Source organism: Paenibacillus sp. FSL M7-0656 (assembly GCF_038003225.1).
Classification (GTDB): Bacteria; Bacillota; Bacilli; order Paenibacillales; family Paenibacillaceae; genus Paenibacillus; species Paenibacillus amylolyticus.
Window position 1 is genome coordinate 5,860,236 of sequence record NZ_JBBOOT010000001.1, and the last position, 19,152, is coordinate 5,879,387.

The following is a 19,152-nucleotide window of genomic DNA, read 5'->3' on the forward strand; positions in this document are numbered from 1 at the left end:
ACAGGAATATAGAGGTTGAAAGCAGTTCATTGCGCCTTTGAACTCTGTGATGTAAATGAGCTAAACCCTTGCTACATAAGGAAAAACAAAAGGCTAAAACGAGACGATAGCCAGTCATTCGTTTATCCTCCACAATGAAGACATGAATTCAGGAAGTGATATTTTGTAATCGTTTCCAATGTGGGGAGGAAGACAATATGAAAGCCGAAACGGCGGCTCGAACACGGCCCGCTACCCGCAGTGACAAAAACCTGCTGTGGAGGGACATTATCAAAAACCGGTGGCTGTATATCATGTTAATACCGGGTGTGCTTTACTTTGTTATTTTCAAATACATACCCATGTATGGCATCACGATGGCTTTTCAGGATTACACGCCTTACAAGGGCATCTTGGGAAGTGACTGGGTAGGGTTCAAACATTTCCAGCGTTTCTTCGGAGAACCGCAGTTCTGGACATTATTTCGGAATACGTTTTTACTTGCCATTTATAACATTGTGTTCTTTTTCCCACTGCCGATTGTACTGGCACTCATGATGAATGAAGTTCGCCGTGAACGGTTCAAACGATTTGTACAAACTCTTGTTTATGTTCCACACTTTGTTTCCTGGGTTGTTGTTGTCGGTGTGTTCTACATGCTGTTCACAACTGAGGGTGGTGCGATTAATGAATTGCTCTATAACCTGACGGGACAAAAGGTTGCGTTCCTGCTTGAACCCGGTTGGTTCCGAACGATGATTGTTGGACAATCCATCTGGAAAGAAGTTGGTTGGGGCACAATTATCTTCCTGGCTGCGCTTTCCGGTGTTGATACACAGCTCTATGAAGCTGCACGGATTGATGGTGCCAATCGGTGGCGCCAAACCTGGCACATTACGTTGCCGGCCATTCGCAGTACCATCGTCATTTTGCTCATTCTGCGTCTGGGAAATTTCCTGGATACAGGTTTTGAACAGATCTTCCTGATGCTAACTCCGACAAACCGGGATGTGGGCGAGGTATTTGATACCTACGTGTACACGAAGGGTCTTACCCAGGCACAGTACAGTTATAGTGCTGCTGTCGGGTTGTTCAAATCGGTTGTCGGGCTGGCGCTTGTTCTTGGTGCCAATACGCTGGCCAAAAAATTCGGGGAGGAAGGCGTCTACTAACCCTCGGGAGTAGACGTTCTTCACCAGACAGGAGTGAACATTAAAATGCAACAGGATAAAACGTGGGGCAACCGGATCTTTGATTTTCTCAATCACGGCTTGCTGCTGTTGATTGGAATTGTGACGGTCATCCCGTTCATGTATATTTTGGCCGTTTCGTTTACCAGTCCGCATGAAGTGGCTAAGGGAGGATTCATTCTTTTTCCAAAAGAGTTCTCTCTGGCCGCGTACCGTTACATTTTCTCTACAGATACTTTGATTCGCAGTCTGGGTGTATCGGTCTATATTACCGTGATCGGTACCTTCATTAACCTGCTGTTTACATCACTTATGGCGTATCCGCTCTCCAGAAGATATTTGCGTGGACGCCAGCCCATATTGCTCGGTGTATTGTTCACGATGCTCTTCAGTGGCGGGATGATTCCAACATACTTTGTCGTGAAATCCTTGCACCTGACGGATACGTTATGGTCACTGATGCTGCCAACCGCTATTAGTGCATTTAACTTGATCGTACTGAAAAACTTCTTCCAGGCCATTCCCGACGAGCTGGAGGATGCAGCCAAAATTGATGGATGTAACGATGTCAGCGTATTGTTCCGGATTGTACTGCCATTGTCCATGCCAGCCATGGCGACATTTTCACTCTTTTACGCGGTGGCCCACTGGAACAGTTTCTTCAGCGCTGTTATCTATATCAATGATAGTGAGAAGTGGCCTGTCCAAGTCTGGCTACGTGAGATTGTTATTCTGGCACAGAGCCGAATCGGAGACACAAGTATCGAAGAGACCGAGATCCAGCCGCTTACCATTCGCATGGCCGTTATCGTGTTCTCCACAATCCCGATTATGCTGGTATACCCATTCCTGCAAAAGCACTTTGCAAAAGGAGTGATGCTGGGTTCGGTGAAAGGTTGAGTCGGCACATGGTTCAAAGTCAGTTCACTATGACTGCATAAAAAAAGGGAGGTTTTCATGTTATGAAAGCAACAAAAAAGAAAGCCGTAGCTGTCTTGAGCACACTGGCACTGGTGACAGGTTTGCTGGCAGGATGCGGATCAGACGAGGGTCAGGCTGCCGAGGGCGGCGTACAAAATGTGTCCATAGCCATTGCACAGGTGGGTGATGTGCCAAGCAAAGGCAATGAAGTTCAGCAAAAGATTGAAGCGTATACCAATACCAAACTGGATATCCAGTGGATTCCGGCTTCGGCCTATAATGACAAAATTAATGTAATGATCGCTTCAAGCGATATGCCAAAAATTGTGAAAGTGCAATATAACCCAACGGTGACCAGCGCGATGCGTAATGACGTGTTCTGGGAAGTAGGGCCTTTGCTGAAAGACTACAAAAATCTGTCGGCACAGAACGAGCGTTTTTTTGACAACATCAAGGTAGAGGGCAAAATCTACGGGGTTCCTGTATTCTCTGATATTGCGCGGGCTACGGTAATCTATCGCAAGGATTGGTTCGAGAAGCTGAATCTCAAGGTGCCAGCCACACCGGATGAATGGTATGAAACGATTAAAACACTGGCAACCTCCGATCCGGATGGAGATGGTCAGGATAATACGTTTGGACTAATGCTTTTCAAAAAATATAATGAGGATCAATATTCCTTCACGACGCGCCTTGGCGTAAGTTTTGGTGCACCTAATAAGTGGAAAGTCGAGGATGATGGCAGCTTCACGCCGGAATTCATGACACCGGAATATATGCAGGTGCTGGATCTGCTGAAACGTTTGTACGATGAGAAACTGTTGAACCAAGATTTTGCTGTATTCGACTCTACGGAAGCGGAGAAAAAGTATGATTCCGGTGTTGTGGGGATCCGTGTTGGTGTTGCTCAGAACGGAAAAAGTCAGCAAGAGCGTCTGTCCAAAAACAATCCGGATGGTGTGGTAGATATCGCTGGTTTGCTTGGAGCGAACGGAGACCGTGTTGCAGGACAGACAGGTAACTCCGGGATTCTGGCATTCCCTAAATCAACGGTGAAATCGGAAGAAGAACTCAAAAACCTGCTCTCCTTCTTGGATAAACTGATGGACCCTGAGATGGCGACCCTGTTGATGCGTGGTATGGAAGACAAACATTACACCAAAGTGGGCGAAGATCAGGTGGAGATGAGTGACTTCGATGCATTCCAGCGTGAAGTGAAACCTTACCGTGACAACCTTCCTTATGTGGAAGGATATAACGTACCAAAATTGAAGGATACCGAACTGGGTGAAAAAGGTACGGCACTTGCCAAGGAACTTGCGGAGCACGCTGTGCCAAACCCTGCGCTGACGTTATATTCTCCAACGTATGGTGACCGTGGGGCAGACCTGGATCAGGTGATTGCCGATGCGCAGACCAAATACATTATGGGCAAGATCGATCAAAGTGGCTGGGAAAAGGAAATCGAGAATTGGGGCAATGCGGGTGGAAACAAGATTCGTGAGGAATATGCCGAAGATTACAAAAAACAGGCTCAATAAAGAGCCGGAAGCGGAGGCTTGATCATGAAGGAAACACTGCAACTCACATCGGTGCGCATGGCACAGCAATTCATGGAAAGTTATCGCAACCATGAGCTGTATTCCACTTGGCATTATGAGAACGGCTGCTTACTGAAAGCGCTGGAGGAGCTGTATACGTACACGGGGGAGCAAAAGTATTTTGACTACATCCGTGAGCTGATGGATCATTTTGTTCAGGAAGATGGCTCCATTCGCTCCTATACGATCGAGGAATATAATCTGGATCAGATCAATCAGGGGAAATCACTGTTCCTGTTGCACGAGAAAACGGGAGAAGAGAAGTATCGCAAAGCTGCGGGGTTGCTTATGACTCAGCTTAAGGGACAGCCACATACAAGTGAAGGCGGATTCTGGCATAAAAAGATTTACCCTTTCCAGATGTGGCTGGATGGATTGTACATGGCTACTCCGTATCTGACCCAGTATGGCGCAGTGACGGGTGAAGAGAAGTGGTTTGACAAGGCGGCTCTGCAGCTCTTGCTGGTGGAGCAATGTACACGTGATCCGCGTAGCGGTCTCTTGTACCATGCCTGGGATGAGAGCAAAGAGCAGCGCTGGAGTTCGGGTGAGACGGGATGTTCACCACATGTCTGGAGTCGGGCGATGGGCTGGTATGTGATGGCGGTTGTGGATACCTTGGATTATCTGCCGGTAGATCATCCGCAGCGCGGACAGATTGTGGGTATCTTCGAACGAGTAGCGAATGCACTTGTGCATGTACAGGATCAACAGACCGGACTATGGCCACATTTGTTGGATCAACCGGGACGTGAGCGGAACTATCTGGAGGCTTCCGGGACCTCAATGTTTGTCTATGCATTGGCCAAAGGTGTGCGTAAAGGATATCTAAGTGGCAAGTTCAAAGCGGTTGCGGAAAAAGGGTATCAGGGTCTGGTGCAGTATCTGCTGCAAACGGACCGTGAAGGCGTGCTGTCCTTGACGCAGTGTAATGGCGGAGCCGGTCTTGGAGGAAGCCCGTATCGTGACGGGTCCTATGAGTATTATGTGACCGAGTCCATTCGGATTAATGATCCGAAGTCGGTCGCTCCGTTCATTTTGGCGGGAGTGGAGATTGAACTTTACAAGTCCAACTAACATGTACATGAGAACGGAGAGGGCAGAAATAATCTGAGGAAGCGAAGCGTTCGCCTTTATCCCCGGATTTTCCCCTTTTTAAAAGGGAATCAAAAAATCTGGGGATAACAGCGATCGGAAGGTTGTTCTGTCATCGGAGTGGTCTATGTACATAACCTTATCCAAAAGGAGAGATGGTTCATGAGTCCAAAAGGTCCAATGTCCCGTTTAGGCGGAATCGTTGTAATTGGTGCAATGTCCGCTGGATTGCTTGCAGGTTGCGGGGGAGAAAAAGCACCTGCTACAGGGGAAGGTAAACTTCCCATTTCCATCTCTTTAATGCAGGTAGGAGATATACCGGCCAAGGAGAACGGGATTGAAAAGAAGATTGAGGAATATACAAATACGGATGTCAATGTACAGTGGATTCCGCAGTCTGCTTTTGATGATAAGGTGAATGTTATGGTTGCTTCAGGTGAGATGCCGACCATTATGCGTGTGAATTATGTACCGACCACATTTAATGCCGCCAAAACGGGACTGTTCTGGGAACTGGGGCCTTACTTGAAGGATTATAAGAACCTGTCTGCCCAATCCGAAGCTTATTTTAACAATATCAAAATTGAAGGCAAGGTCTACGGTATTCCGAACTTCCGGGATATTGGACGGACTGCGATCGTATATCGCAAGGACTGGTTTGATACGTTGAAGCTGGATATACCCAAAACGCTGGATGACTGGTATGAAGTGATGCGCTCTATTCGTAAGGAAGACCCTGACGGGAATGGTAAGGAAGATACGTACGGTGCACTGCTCTTTAAAAAGTATAATGAGGGTGTCTCTTCCCCACTGACGCGGATTGCTGTAAGTATTGGCGGTGTTAACAAATGGGGAGTGGATGATGCTGGGAAACTGACCCCGGAGTTCTTGACCTCGGAATACGTGGATACGATGAAACTCTTCAAGCGACTGTTCAGCGAGGGACTGATTAATAGTGATTTTCCTGCTCTGGACCCTTCTGATGCGGACAAAAAAATGGATTCAGGCCTAGTTGGCATGAAGCTTAACGGTGTGGCCCAGAACGGAAAGTCCTCTCAGCAGAGGCTTACACCTAACGCTCCGGATGGAGAAATTGATGTGGCTCCGTTCCAGGGAACCGATGGTATTCGCATCGCCGGAGAACCAGGGAACTACGGAATGCTGGTCATCCCGAAGGCATCCGTTACGGATGAGGAGCAATTGAAGCAGGTTCTCACGTTCCTGGATCAGTTGATGGATGAGGAATTAAGTGCGTTGCAGCTCCGTGGATTGCTCGATGTGCACTACACCAAGACTGCGGATGGGAAAACCGAACTTAAGGATTTTGACGCTTATCAGCGTGAAGTGAAGCCATATCGGGATAATTTATTAAGCATTGAAGGTTATAACGTGCCTGAACTGGTTGATGTTCCGATTGGTATGAAAGGTACAAAGATGGCGCGTGAGAATGAGCAGTATGCCATTGCCAATCCGGCACTCACCTTGTCTTCGGCGATCTATACTGAGCGTGGTCAGGAGTTGGATCAGATGATCTGGGATGCGCAGACCAAGTACATTATGGGTAAAATCGATGATGCAGGTTGGGAGCAGGAAATCGCAAGCTGGAGAAAAGCCGGTGGTGATCAATTGATCACGGAATTGGAAGCATCCTACAAAGAATTAAACGGAAAATAAAGCTGGGTGAAATAAAAAAAGGTTGATCAAATGGAATGATATGGTTTATTCTATGAGTGAGTTCATTTTTCAATATCATAAGAAAGACCACACCCTTAAAGCATAAGGCTATGAATCTGCAGATTCATGGCCTTTTTTTGTGTTTTTAGGCGAATGAAGTGGGTCTATGGAAGGAGGGGCGCACGCCTTAACGTGATGGGGATGGACGAAAAATAATACCAATAGCCTAGTACAACATGGTAGAATATTGATTATTATGGCAAATTTAGGTTTTGTTTATGAAGAGAATTGACTAGGTTGACCAAGTAAAGCATCCCCATACTAAGGTACATAGGAGCGTGAGTAGATTGAATAAACGAATTGAAGGTCACGAGAAGAAGAAAAAACGGAACGGTTGGATCGTCGGGTTGTTAACGACAGCTGTATTGGCAGGGACACTATTGCCCGTTGGACCCGTACATCTGACGTCGACAGCTAATGCAGCATCGGGAACAAGTGACACGGCCCTTAGCAAGTTCAAAGATATCAAGGGCCACTGGGCTCAAGCAACGATTGCCAAAGCTTATGAAAAAAATCTGATCTCAGGTTACCAAGATGGAACGTTCCGTCCCAATGGCAAAATCACGCGTGGGGAATATGCAACCATACTTGCCCGTGCGACTGGACTGGAGAAGGTAGAGGGGCAAAACCCGTTTTCCGATCTCAAGGGACATTGGTCTGAAGCGGCGGTTAGCCAACTTGTAGGACAAGGATTTATTAACACTGATGATTATGCCAAAGGGTTCAATCCAAATGCGGAGCTGACGCGTTACGAGATGATGAAATGGATTGCCAATGGACTGATCAAGTCCGGAACCAGCTTCCAAGATGCTTTTAATGATACAAAAAATACGCTGCTCCCCACACCAGAAGTGAACCGCGGCACCATTCGTGCTGAGCAGATTCCGTATCTTGCTCTCGTTCGTGGGACAGGTATTGTCGGTGGATTCCAGGATGGCACATTAAAACCAGCGGATTCCACCACTCGTGCAGAAGTATCGGCCATTTTACTGCGTTATATGGATGTGGAGGGCACGGATGCGGGGAAGTACAGTGATCTGAATGAGATGAGAGAGGTCGGCACGACGGGTACGAATTTAACGACTATTAGTAATTATTTTTATACTAAGAACTCAGTCAAAGTAAGTGATATATCGAAAGGAGATATAAAACTTTCTAACAAATCAGGAGTGCTTACACTTCATAGGTTTATTGTGGTGAAGGTTCAGAATGGTAAACCTCAAGGAGTATATAGCAAACTTTTTGTAGAACCCAATATTTCGAGTGGCGATTATTATCTAACATTTGCTGATTTATCTTTTATATCAAATACAGATAAGTCAGATTTGATTACCTACAGTGGTGGTTTAAATAACGGATTACTAAGTTTTAGACGTCTAGATTTAGAATTTGCTGATAAGAACGGATTCAAAACCATTCCTAATAGCCCTAAAGAACTCATCATAAAAGGGAAAAAGGTTAGATTTTGGACAAGGTCAACTCTAGATTTCAAAAATGGATCGTATCATGTTAAAGCTGAAGATGTAGGAGAAATGAAAATACAAAATATGTACCAGTAGTGAGGTGATAGCAAGTCTATGAGAAAACGAATGCGGCTGTCCGTATTCATTTGGTCCAGAACATTGCTTGTATTATTCATTATAAGTTCTTACGTGATTGGGCTATCTATAAATGATTTTGTTTACGCTGCTGCTAACGATCCGTACGGTCCAAAATCTATGAAAAGTCCTATTCTAAAATCTATTCAAGCTGAAAAGACAGTTGGTACACCTGGAGTTTACTGGTATCAAACTGATGATGGGAGATTTAGAGCAGATCACAGTGGTGGTCCAACGTATTCAAACAATGCAGGAAGTTGTACAACCCCTTATCCTGCTTTGAAAGAGGTACCGGATAGTGTTGACTTTTCACGATGGCCTGCGGTTTCTTGGCCTCAATATAACGGAAATACGCTAACATCCTCTAGTTTTAAGGAAGTAAACATCAAAAGTGTGGAATATAAAACTCAATTTGAACAGGCAACATATACAGGTGTGGGAAGGACAGTGATCACACCTCCAAGTACAGTTGTTGCTATTAAGACCTTAACTGGTGGAAATCACGAATGGACTCAGAATGATCCATTTGAAAATGGGGGAAGAACAACGGCAGGATGTCCTAAGCATAATGTTTCTTATTTTACTCCCATGGACATCATTTGGGAAGGTGATTTGGAGGAAGAAAAAGAAATCGATGTAACTCCAAATAAAACCCTTACCCTAGGTCAAACCCAGCAGATGGAAGCCAAGGTTAAGACGAAAGGTTATGGTGCGACAGCTTTTGGTGGGGGCATCGACGTATCCCGCAGGGAAACGGAAATCAAATGGTTTTCTTCTGACGAGACGATTGCGAGTATAGAGCTCAAAACAGGGATGTTAACGGCCGAAAGTCCAGGCACGGTCACTGTGCGTGCGATCTGGAACAATGGTACATATCTCATCTCGGATACAGCCACCATTACCGTGACGTCTGAGCCAGGACTCGTGGTGAATTTGCCGAACGCTTGTAAAGCCAATACGACACCTCTACAGGCAGAAGCAGTTCTAACCAAACCAGATCGCTCTGTTCATAAACTGACGGCTCATCCTAAATTGACGTGGCAGAGCTCGAATCCGACTATAGCCACGATCGGCGCTGATGGCAAAATCACGACAAAAGGGATCGTGGGTAGCACTACCATCAAAGCTCATTTTCTTGATTCTGCTCAGCAACTGGATGAACAAGGGACTCAGGTGCTTGAGGTGAAGGACTGCACGGATAATGGTGAGGGTGGTAATGATGGCGATCCGGGGGGCGAGCCTGCGAACACTTGCCCCGTGACCATCAGCCCACCGAGTAGAGGCACGGTTATTGAAGCATCGGTTATGGACCCGTCTGTTCGAGGTGTGTTGAAGGCAGATGATCGTGGATCTGAGAAGTTCGATGTTACCCATGGTATTCCGACTTCGGAAGATCTCTATGCCAATGTTTTAGCCAAGGAATATCTGTTTCAGCACCGTTGGGTTAACATGACAGGAACGGTGACTTACACCGTTAAAGTGAAAAGGGTTTATCATAAAACCTGGACGATCCCAGGAAGAGCCTCTAGTGGTGAGGGTGATCCAGGGACACCTCCTCAGCCCAGAGAACGTGATGTGCCTGGGGATAAAACCATGCAAGTAACAAGGACATATAGCTATTGGCAGATCGATAACCTGGAGGTATACAAGTTAAATGAGGCCAAGGTATCTAACTATGCGCTAGGCGGTTATGGTGACACTGTGACCCTGACGCCCAATGCATATACAGCACCGACTTTGCAATCGGCTATGGATACTGCGGTTACCAATCATGTGAAACCTGCGCCATGTCGAGAAATTGATCTTGGCATCAAAGGGGTTCCGGGTGGTTCTACTGAACCCTCTACGCCAGATGAAACGTCATTGTTTCAATCTGAAGCTGAAGCAGAGGTTAGAGAGAACACCGTTAATAACGACAAGGTAACCTTTAATGGAGCGACAATTATGGATCCTGCTCCTGTGACCAAAACTGCTCCGCAACCGGGAAGTATCCCCCAGCCTGGCATGATTGGGGATATTGTTCTGTACCAGAACCGTCTGACAATCAAAAACACATTGATGAACAAAGCTAACCAGCCGACCACGGGTGAGATTACGTATGGACTGCTCCCTGGCAATGTTAACGGAGGGCAGGATCAGAAATTCCCCATTTTGGGCATCAACTCGGTGACAGTACATACTCCAGTTGTGAACTACGCCTGGGTGTCAGATGATCAGCCGCATAATCAGAAGACTACGCCTGACCCGACCAGAGCTGCACTTATTTTAGAGCGTCCGTTTATTGTACGGATCCCAACTTCTGGGCAGCATCTGGATGTAGCGAATTACCCTGGTTATGGAAACCATGATTATGCGAAATATTTCCGGATCAAACAGGTTCGTTTTCCATTCGATGTCTATAACGGTGCCAGAAGTCAGTTTATTCCGGCCATGACATGGGTGGATATTCCGGTAAATCAGTTGGACACTCCTTTTTATCTTCCTGTATGGGTGGATGAAGGGAATTACCAGATCGAGTTTCGAAATATCGCCGAAAATGCACCTGCAAACTACACAGAACAACAGGATGCCAATACGAATCTGACTCATCATGTCGCAGCAGATACCGTTGCTGTAGACGTTATCGGACGATTATATGATTTTCACATCACCGATATTTCAGACTACAACTGGGAGAATGTGTTCCGTAAGCGGATAGGCAGCCCCGAACCAACGGGTGTAAGCTACTGGACCGGAGGAAACAGTATAGACGGAGATGCCCGAGGTAATTTGGCTCCCTATGTCCTGCCTATTCGTCCCGGCAGTCATCCGGTACAGGGGTTCCGAAATGCTGCAGTGAAGACGGGTTACCATTTCAAGTTTGATCTGAAAACCAAGGGTAATATGTTTGGGAAACAGGATGGTATCCGAATCACGCCGACGTTCTCTTTTGTGAGTAAAGATGGCACCACCAGGCAAGGAGTGGATTTATACTACCATCGAGGACAGGAACGACTCATTCGTTTTGGATCGGCACAAGATTTAGAAAAACGCTTTGTTGTCCTGAACTCACGTTTGCGGAATGTCCCCGGTACGGAGTTAGGTGATACAGCGCGTTATCAGTATACCTATGAACTGTCGGCGGAGGAACGCAATCAGGGTACAATGGCGGAACATATGGTTCGTTTCGTGGATCAGACCTCTCATCATAAAACGTGGGTAGGTCGTTATGACTGGATGATTTTTCCTTCACAGATCCGTACACTTATTGGCCCAAAAGCAGATATTCCCTCCAGTGTTAATGTGGATCGGGCGAATGCAGCGATTCAGCGCTGGTATGGGGAATATAGCTTGCCAGCAGATGTATATGCTGTACCCAAAGGAACCGATCTCGAGTCGCTTTCCAGACAAAACCAGTTGGATGAGAAGGCAATGGTATTTCTGAGGGACGGTTACATTGTGGTTAACTTCAATATCGAAACATTGCGCAGTGGTAATACGAGTGCACCACATCTGCAATATATTCATGCACCGTTGATGAATCAATGGCAAATGGAAGGTTTCGATAACAACCCGGTAGATAATCAGGGTAGAAGCTGGCCGATGCAAGATGGGGACGTGGTTTTGTACCACGCCGATCAATCCAGCCGCAATGATTTCCAATCCCAGGTACCGCATTAGAGAAACATTGTTTTACCCCTAAAGAAGACAAACGTTATGTGAATCCACATGCGTTTGTCTTCTTTTGCGTGATTTGGATTATGGTTGGGCAGCAGAACGGGTATAAAGGGTAAGGAGCACTCGTACCATCCATATTCATCAATTTTCTCAACGAGAGGGGAACAACACATATGATTGAAGAGGATAAGCAGGAACTATTGATTTCAGAAGATACATACAAAGGAAGAGATTTAGGTGTCACATTAGAAGCACAGTCCTGTCGCTTCAAAGTCTGGTCACCGTTCGCCGTTCAGATGGAACTACTTCTGTACCCACCTTTGACAGGGGGGAGCCCGGAGGAAGAGCCCAATCAACGGAAACAGCAGGCGTTACCGATGCAAAAGAAAGAACAAGGCATCTGGGTTATGGAACTGGAAGGTGATTTAAGTAGCTACCGTTACATGTACAAGCCTACTTTCGAAGATGGACATTCAACTACTGCTGTTGATCCCTACGCCCGAGCAGTGACCATGAATGGAGAAATGGGTGTAATTGTGAGACTGGAGCAGACACATCCGAAGGGATGGAGTGAGGATATTCGCCCGGAATTGACCAGTTCTGTAGATGCAGTCCTGTACGAACTGCATGTACGTGATTTTTCCATTCACCCATCATCTGGTATAACGAATAAAGGCAAATACATGGCTTTCACAGAGACGGGCCTGCATGATTCGGAGGGCAACACACTGGGGATCGATCATTTGGTTGAACTCGGGATTACCCATGTGCATCTGCTCCCAGTATTTGATTTTGCGACGGTGGATGAATCCAGGGTGGATGGTGATACGTCTGATGCCTCCAACTATAACTGGGGATATGATCCGCTCCATTACAATGTACCGGAAGGTTCCTATGCATCACGTGCAGATGATCCGGAGACACGAATTCGTGAGTTCAAATCCATGGTGCTTGCCCTTCATAACAAGGGAATAGGTGTCATTATGGATGTGGTATATAATCATACGTTTGATACGGCAGGCAGCTCTTTTGAAAAACTTGTACCAGGGTACTACTATCGTCAAAACGCCGATGGGACCTACAGCAATGGTTCAGGTACGGGCAATGAGGTGGCTACTGAACGCACCATGGTTCGCAAGTTTATCATCGACTCGGTCCGTTACTGGGCAGAGGAGTACCATGTGGACGGTTTTCGATTTGACCTGATGGGTCTGATCAACACAACTACGATGAAACAGCTTGCAGCGGAGTTGCACGCCGAAGTATCCCCATCCATATTGTTATATGGTGAACCATGGGGCGCACTGGATTCGCCTCTTGGAGATGATATGACCCTAAAAGGAACGCAGCGCGGAGCTGGTTTTGCTGTGTTTAACGATAATTTTCGCGGAGTGATCAAGGGAGACAGCGATGGCATGGGTACGGGATTTGCGACGGGTGCGGACGGGAAAGAAGACGAATTGTGGACCGGCGTCCGGGGAGCCATACAGGATTTTACGGATGGTCCATCCGAGACAATTAATTATGTAACCGTGCATGATAATCTCAACCTGTGGGACAAAGTCGCACGTACACAAGGACTCCACGATACCTTGAATTTCCTCACCTATGACGAGGATGGAAGTATTCGTGGATGCCAGAGTGTGGAGGAGGCCGTAGAGAAGGCTAAACCTTACCTGCAGATCGATTCGGAAAACATTCTGCAGAATGAGACCGTTAGGCGTAGTCTGCTTGCCAATGGTATCATTCTAACCTCCCAGGGTGTTCCCCTGATCGCGGCTGGAGATGAGCTGCTTCGCAGCAAATATGGGGACGCCAACAGCCACCAGAGTGGAGACGTAGTCAATGCCATACATTGGGAGCAAAAGAAGCTGTTCAAGCCGGTATTTGACTATTATCGTGGGCTGATCCGTCTTCGGCGAGAGCATCCAGCCTTTCGGCTTCGTACACGGGAAGAGATCGAGATGCATGTTCGTCTAATCGAAAAAGGTTATGGGCTGCTAGCGTATGAACTGGAGGGCACGGCTGTCAGCGATTTATGGGGACGGATTATCGTAATCTATAATGCTGCAAAAGAAACCCGTACCGTCTCTGTTCCCACAGGGACATGGAATGTGGTTGTAGAAAAAGGACAAGCAGGCGTTGATACGATACGTACCATACAGGACAGACAGGTACACGTGAATGCAATATCCCTAACGGTGATGTATTCGAATTCCTAATGAACGGAATGCTTGCCGAGAATTGAAGGGTACCAACAAACCATTAGTAAACATTAGTAAAATCACTAACAAGGTCACATTCAAGATATCCAATCAATCGAATCTAATCAAATAAATTGAGATAAAACAAATCCCCCTTTCTTCTAAGAAAGGGGGATTTGTTGATGCGTCAGAGACCATCGCCTTGGTCGCAGGGCTGTACATTGTCATGTCTGGACCTTCTTTATGCTGTGCACCTGTTGGTGCATTTTAATCTCAACCAAATGACATCCTGCAATTTATTCTTGTATATTCCAAATTTTTTTTGTCGGGACAGGTACAAATGCTGTCAATCTATGGCGCTTGTTTTCATATCCTATATTTTGAAAGCGATTGCTAATTGAATATGCAAATTGGACCGATATGATGAGTACAGACAACCCCGGGTTGACAAACAACGTCCCGCTCCGTAACATCGGGACAACACGAAATCAATGGATATAAAGGCGGTGGGAACGATGCCGGAATGGACTTCTTTTTGTTACGAAGGCAACGATCTTGGCTTAACATATACTCGTGCAGCAAGTACTTTTAAATTGTGGGCACCTACGGCACAGCAGGTTTATATATTGATTTTTGGCGATGAAGGGCATTACAACGATATTGGTAAAGTACAAGATCATGAAAATGGGCAGGAACATTTCTTGACACGTGATGCGGACGGAATATGGAGTCTGAATCTCAGCGGCGATTGGGCAGGACATTATTATATGTACCGAATTATCCATGATGATCAGCGGATTGAAGTAGTTGTTGATCCTTATGCCAGAGCGGTAACGGCTAATGGGCAACGAACGGCTATTATAGATCCGGAGACCACCAATCCGGTCGATTGGGACCTGGATGTCAAACCTGCTTTTCTGCGTCCTGTCGATGCCGTGTTATATGAGTTACATGTCCGTGATTTCTCCTCAGACCCACATGCAGACATTCCGTATAAGGGAAAATATCTGGCATTCACGGCATCCGGTCTGACGGATAGAGCAGGCAATAGTATTGGCGTAGACCATCTTGCCGAACTGGGAGTTACTCATGTACATCTTCTACCTGTGGCGGATTATCAGACGGTGAATGAACTTGCTACGGCAGATGTGGGTTCAAATGTCAGAGCACCATACAACTGGGGGTATGATCCCCAACATTATAACGTTCCCGAAGGTTCGTATGCGACAGATCCTCGTGATCCTGCAGTTCGAATTCGGGAGCTCAAATCACTCGTTCAATCGCTGCACAGACAAGGCATTCGCGTTGTACTTGATGTTGTCTATAATCACACGTATAGCGTGGAAGAGGGACCTTTTGAACGGATTGTACCAGGCTATTATTACCGTTATCGGGAGGATGGTACCCTCAGTAATGGTTCTGGTGTAGGCAATGAATTGGCGACAGAACGTCCAATGGTGCGAAAATATATTCTGGATTCTCTCCGATATTGGGCAGAAGAATATCATGTGGACGGATTTCGATTTGACCTCATGGCCCTGATTGATACGGAAACGATGAATGAATTGACACGCGAATTGAAGGAACAGATCGATCCGGCGTTTCTGATCTATGGGGAACCCTGGATGGGTGGAGATTCACCTTTGGACCGTAAAACATTAAAAGGAACCCAGCGAGGTCAGGGGTTTGCAGTATTTAATGATCATTTTCGCAGTGCAATCAAGGGTGATAGTGATGGCAGTGGCAGAGGGTTTGTTACGGGTGCCGGAGGGCAGGAATATGAGCTTATTAGGGGATTAGCAGGAGCATTGGATGATTTTACATCTTCACCTGTTGAGGTTGTCAATTATGTAACTGCCCATGACAATCTCAATCTGTGGGATAAAATTGCGACAACGATGAACCTTAGACAGGAATTAGGATTTCCCGTATGGAAGGACGGACAGCCCGTGGGTGGCGGAAGTGCTGAGTCGGCGGTAAAAGCAGCAGATCCATATCGGTATGTGGGTGCAGATGATGTTTTGAATCATGAGATGGTTCGTCGCTCGTTACTGTCCTCCGGCATTCTGCTTACTTCTCAGGGAATTCCGTTTCTGCATTCAGGGGATGAGATGCTCAGATCCAAAGCCGGTGATCATAACAGTTATCGGAGCGGGGATGCGGTGAACGCCATCACATGGGCCAACAAATCACGCTTCAGACCGGTGTTTGACTACTATCGTGGTCTTATTCATTTGCGGCGAACCCATCCCGCTTTTCGGATGATTGATGCTGAACAGGTACGAAATCACCTACGTGTGATTCGTGCGGATGGCAATGTAGTTGCCTTTATACTTCAGAATGGTGCGAATCAGGATACCTGGAATCAGATTATGGTCATCTATAACGGAACGGAACATGAGCAACATGTTGACCTGGGGGAAGGGGATTGGCATGTTGTAGTCAATGATCATCAGGCAGGCACAGACGTGATCGAGACTGTTCGTGGTACTGTTCAGGTAGAACGATGGTCTTTAATGGTACTGTATGACACAGAGCATGCTGGAGGCGCTGAACCATCAACAGTGGAGATTAGTTTTCCTCGCCAGGTATATAGTCCAAAGGAGACCACTCAACTACGAGCGATCGTACGGGACAGTATTGGCAATGTGGTGGAAAAAGCTCCAGTTACCTGGACTTCTTCTGATCCGGATATTATTCAGATCCAGCCTGATGGAACAATCCATGCACTGGAACGAGGGGAAGCTTCGATTACAGTCCACTGTGGGGACATAACGGCAAGCTGTATGTTACAAGTGGATTATCGTCATGCTGAACGAATCGAAATTGTGGGCGAACCTGTCATGTACATGACTCGAATCAGTCGCTTCCGTGCCTTGGTTCTGGATCAATTTGGTCAGCCGCTTCAGGATTCGAATATACGCTGGAGCTCTTCTCATCCAGAACTTGCAGCGGTGAGTGCAGCAGGGATCGTACGTGCGATGACACCTGGAGTAACCCATATTATTGCTGAGGCTGGAGGAATTCGGGCAACGCTTGGCGTAACGATTCATAAACAGATTTCGCGAACTGTCACGCTTCGATACGAACGGGAAGACCAGCATTATGAAGGTTGGGATGTCTGGGTATGGGGCACAGGTATGGAGGACGGAGCAGTACGGCTGGAACAAGTCGGTAATGCCGCCGAAGCCCGCTTCCGGGTTGCTCCGGGTCTGCATCACCTGGGATTAATCATTCGATTGAACGAATGGGAAGAGAAAGATACGTGCGGAGACCGTTACGTGGACATTGTACCTGAAGACGGGGATGTACACATTATTGTCCGTAGCGGATCAGACGAGATGCAGATCATTCGTGAAAGTGAAAAAACAGAGGATCGTAATAGCGCATAGTTTCTTTATTTATAACTTTGAATGCAGTTCGTCAAAACCTTGATAAATCAGCAGTTGGAAGAGATTCCGACTGCTTTTTTTGGTCTGATTATAAGCCGCATAACTTGCCGAAAAATAATTAATTGTCCTGTTTCGTGTTTGAGATCCTCTATCATTGGGGTAAATATAGATATGGCCCACGATTCGGCCAAAGGAAAAAAGACCATCATGGTCTATGAGATAAGCCTCAGCGCTTTCCAACAAATATAATGTAGTGATCCCTTGAAGGAGGATGTTCAATCATGAAATCCAACGGAAAAATGGCTCAACTTACAGCAACGCCAAGAACGGAAAAGAAAGGTGCAGCACTGCGCCTGTTAAGACAAGGCGGACGAGTTCCCGCAGTCGTTTACGGCCCGGGACTTGAAGGTGCTTCAATACATGTAGATGAAAAAGAAATGCTGAAAGTGGCACGCACAGGCCGCTCCGAAATGTTCAATCTGAATGTTGAGGGCGGTAAAACGCTTCCGGTGCTGATCAAGGATCAGCAAGAGCGTAACGGACGTTTGCTGCACGTAGACTTTTTGCAAATTTCCAAGAACAAGCCGATCAGCGTAAGTGTATCGATCGACTTCCAAGGTACAGCGGCCGGCTCGAAAGCTGGCGGTGTATTCCAGACACAGGAGACACAGCTGGAAGTAGAAGGATTGCCTGCGGATCTGCCAACGTCCATTGAAGTGGATGTGAGCGGATTGGACATTGGTGATCGTTTGACTGCTGCGGATATCAAACTCGATAAAGGTTTGACACTCGTAACATCACCTGAATCCATCATTGCGTCCGTCATGCCGCCACAAGCCGCTGAGGAAGAGCCAACAGCATCTGCTGAGGAAGCTGAACCGGCAGCTGAAGAAAAAGCTACAGAAGAGTAAACCAAGCTACGGGATCTTGCCAGATCTCATGCTTAACCAAAGCCCAGTCCTAGTGACTGGGCTTTTTTTATTTTCCGAGCAAGAGAGTTCAATAGGCACATCGTTCGCATGAAAAATGAGAATGTACTACAATACATGTTAAAGGGTAAGAAAGTAGGTTTAATTCAATGTTTGATCCAACGGTGTATGACAATCTGAAAGTCGGGTTTGAGAATTATCTCTATGATATGGATAACCTGGACGAACGTATTCAGATTACGGGGCGTAAAGATCGGCTGGAGATGGCAGTGATGTCCAGAGAGTTCACATTACAATTCTGTCTCAGGGATCGTCCGGAAGTAACAGGCGAGGTTGTGTTAAGTAGTTCCCTAAATGAGCTCGCAGCGGAGATCCTGGAGACGCCTGGCGCTCATCCAGGTTGTCGTTTGGAAATCCGGTTTGGCATGGTTATGAAAGAGCCTGAGAGGCAGTGCCCAGCCATTCGTTCGATATTACAGGAGAGCTGGCCTGAGCAGAGGATATGCCAGACTATCCAGTATATCTTTGATGAACAGCCAATCATTTATAACGTCATGGCTCACGTTTGTTTTGACCGCAGTGTGAATGAAGACCAGATGGGGGACATTGCTGAACTCTGTGAGCATATGGCAAATGTGATGAATCAATTATTACAGTTGAATAATTAGTATTTCCGAGAAAAGCCTTGTCTCTTTGTGGAGATCAGGGCTTTTTTGTATTATTTTTAGAAAATTGTATAGGCTTTCAGGCTTAGGTTTAAGGTCTTTTAGGTTAATGTTTTACGCAAGCGAGTAAGAGAATGTATATTAAAAGGGGGTAAGAGTGCAATTGGACTATACAAAAATGGTGAAA

11 protein-coding genes are annotated in these 19,152 nt (G+C 46.4%); all 11 read left to right on the forward strand.

Annotated elements, in window-relative coordinates; genetic code table 11:
• Positions 1 to 197 precede the first annotated feature (197 nt).
• The 11 genes from MHI01_RS25830 (at position 198) to MHI01_RS25880 (ending at position 18,968) form a co-directional block, all read left to right on the forward strand.
• Positions 198 to 1,151 (forward strand): ABC transporter permease, encoded by a 954-nt coding sequence (locus tag MHI01_RS25830; protein WP_017686861.1) that lies wholly within the window; start codon positions 198 to 200, stop codon positions 1,149 to 1,151.
• 45 nt (positions 1,152 to 1,196) lie between these two features.
• Positions 1,197 to 2,069: a carbohydrate ABC transporter permease gene (locus tag MHI01_RS25835; RefSeq protein ID WP_017686862.1), complete on the forward strand. Its 873-nt coding sequence runs from the start codon at positions 1,197 to 1,199 to the stop codon at positions 2,067 to 2,069.
• A 62-nt stretch (positions 2,070 to 2,131) separates the two neighbouring features.
• Positions 2,132 to 3,631: an extracellular solute-binding protein gene (locus MHI01_RS25840; protein WP_036674498.1), complete on the forward strand. Its 1,500-nt coding sequence runs from the start codon at positions 2,132 to 2,134 to the stop codon at positions 3,629 to 3,631.
• Positions 3,632 to 3,655: 24 nt separating this feature from the next.
• Positions 3,656 to 4,768, forward strand: a complete 1,113-nt coding sequence (locus MHI01_RS25845) for a glycoside hydrolase family 88/105 protein (protein WP_340984398.1) — start codon at positions 3,656 to 3,658, stop codon at positions 4,766 to 4,768.
• A gap of 180 nt (positions 4,769 to 4,948) precedes the next feature.
• Positions 4,949 to 6,460, forward strand: coding sequence for an extracellular solute-binding protein (locus MHI01_RS25850; protein ID WP_340984399.1), 1,512 nt, complete (start codon positions 4,949 to 4,951; stop codon positions 6,458 to 6,460).
• Between the two features lie 338 nt (positions 6,461 to 6,798).
• Positions 6,799 to 8,079, forward strand: coding sequence for an S-layer homology domain-containing protein (locus MHI01_RS25855; protein ID WP_340984400.1), 1,281 nt, complete (start codon positions 6,799 to 6,801; stop codon positions 8,077 to 8,079).
• An 18-nt stretch (positions 8,080 to 8,097) separates the two neighbouring features.
• Positions 8,098 to 11,778 carry a DUF5704 domain-containing protein gene (locus MHI01_RS25860; RefSeq protein WP_445744910.1) on the forward strand — a complete coding sequence of 1,227 codons (3,681 nt, stop codon included), beginning with the start codon at positions 8,098 to 8,100 and terminating at the stop codon, positions 11,776 to 11,778.
• 170 nt (positions 11,779 to 11,948) lie between these two features.
• Positions 11,949 to 13,997 (forward strand): type I pullulanase, encoded by a 2,049-nt coding sequence (pulA, locus tag MHI01_RS25865; RefSeq protein ID WP_340984403.1) that lies wholly within the window; start codon positions 11,949 to 11,951, stop codon positions 13,995 to 13,997.
• A 497-nt stretch (positions 13,998 to 14,494) separates the two neighbouring features.
• Complete coding sequence (pulA, locus tag MHI01_RS25870) at positions 14,495 to 17,371, forward strand: type I pullulanase (protein WP_340984404.1); 2,877 nt, start codon at positions 14,495 to 14,497, stop codon at positions 17,369 to 17,371.
• A 281-nt stretch (positions 17,372 to 17,652) separates the two neighbouring features.
• A complete protein-coding gene (locus MHI01_RS25875) occupies positions 17,653 to 18,282 on the forward strand; it encodes a 50S ribosomal protein L25 (RefSeq protein ID WP_036674494.1) in 630 nt (209 codons plus the stop codon).
• 167 nt (positions 18,283 to 18,449) lie between these two features.
• Positions 18,450 to 18,968, forward strand: a complete 519-nt coding sequence (locus tag MHI01_RS25880; protein WP_036674493.1) for a hypothetical protein — start codon at positions 18,450 to 18,452, stop codon at positions 18,966 to 18,968.
• The last annotated feature ends 184 nt before the right edge of the window (positions 18,969 to 19,152 follow it).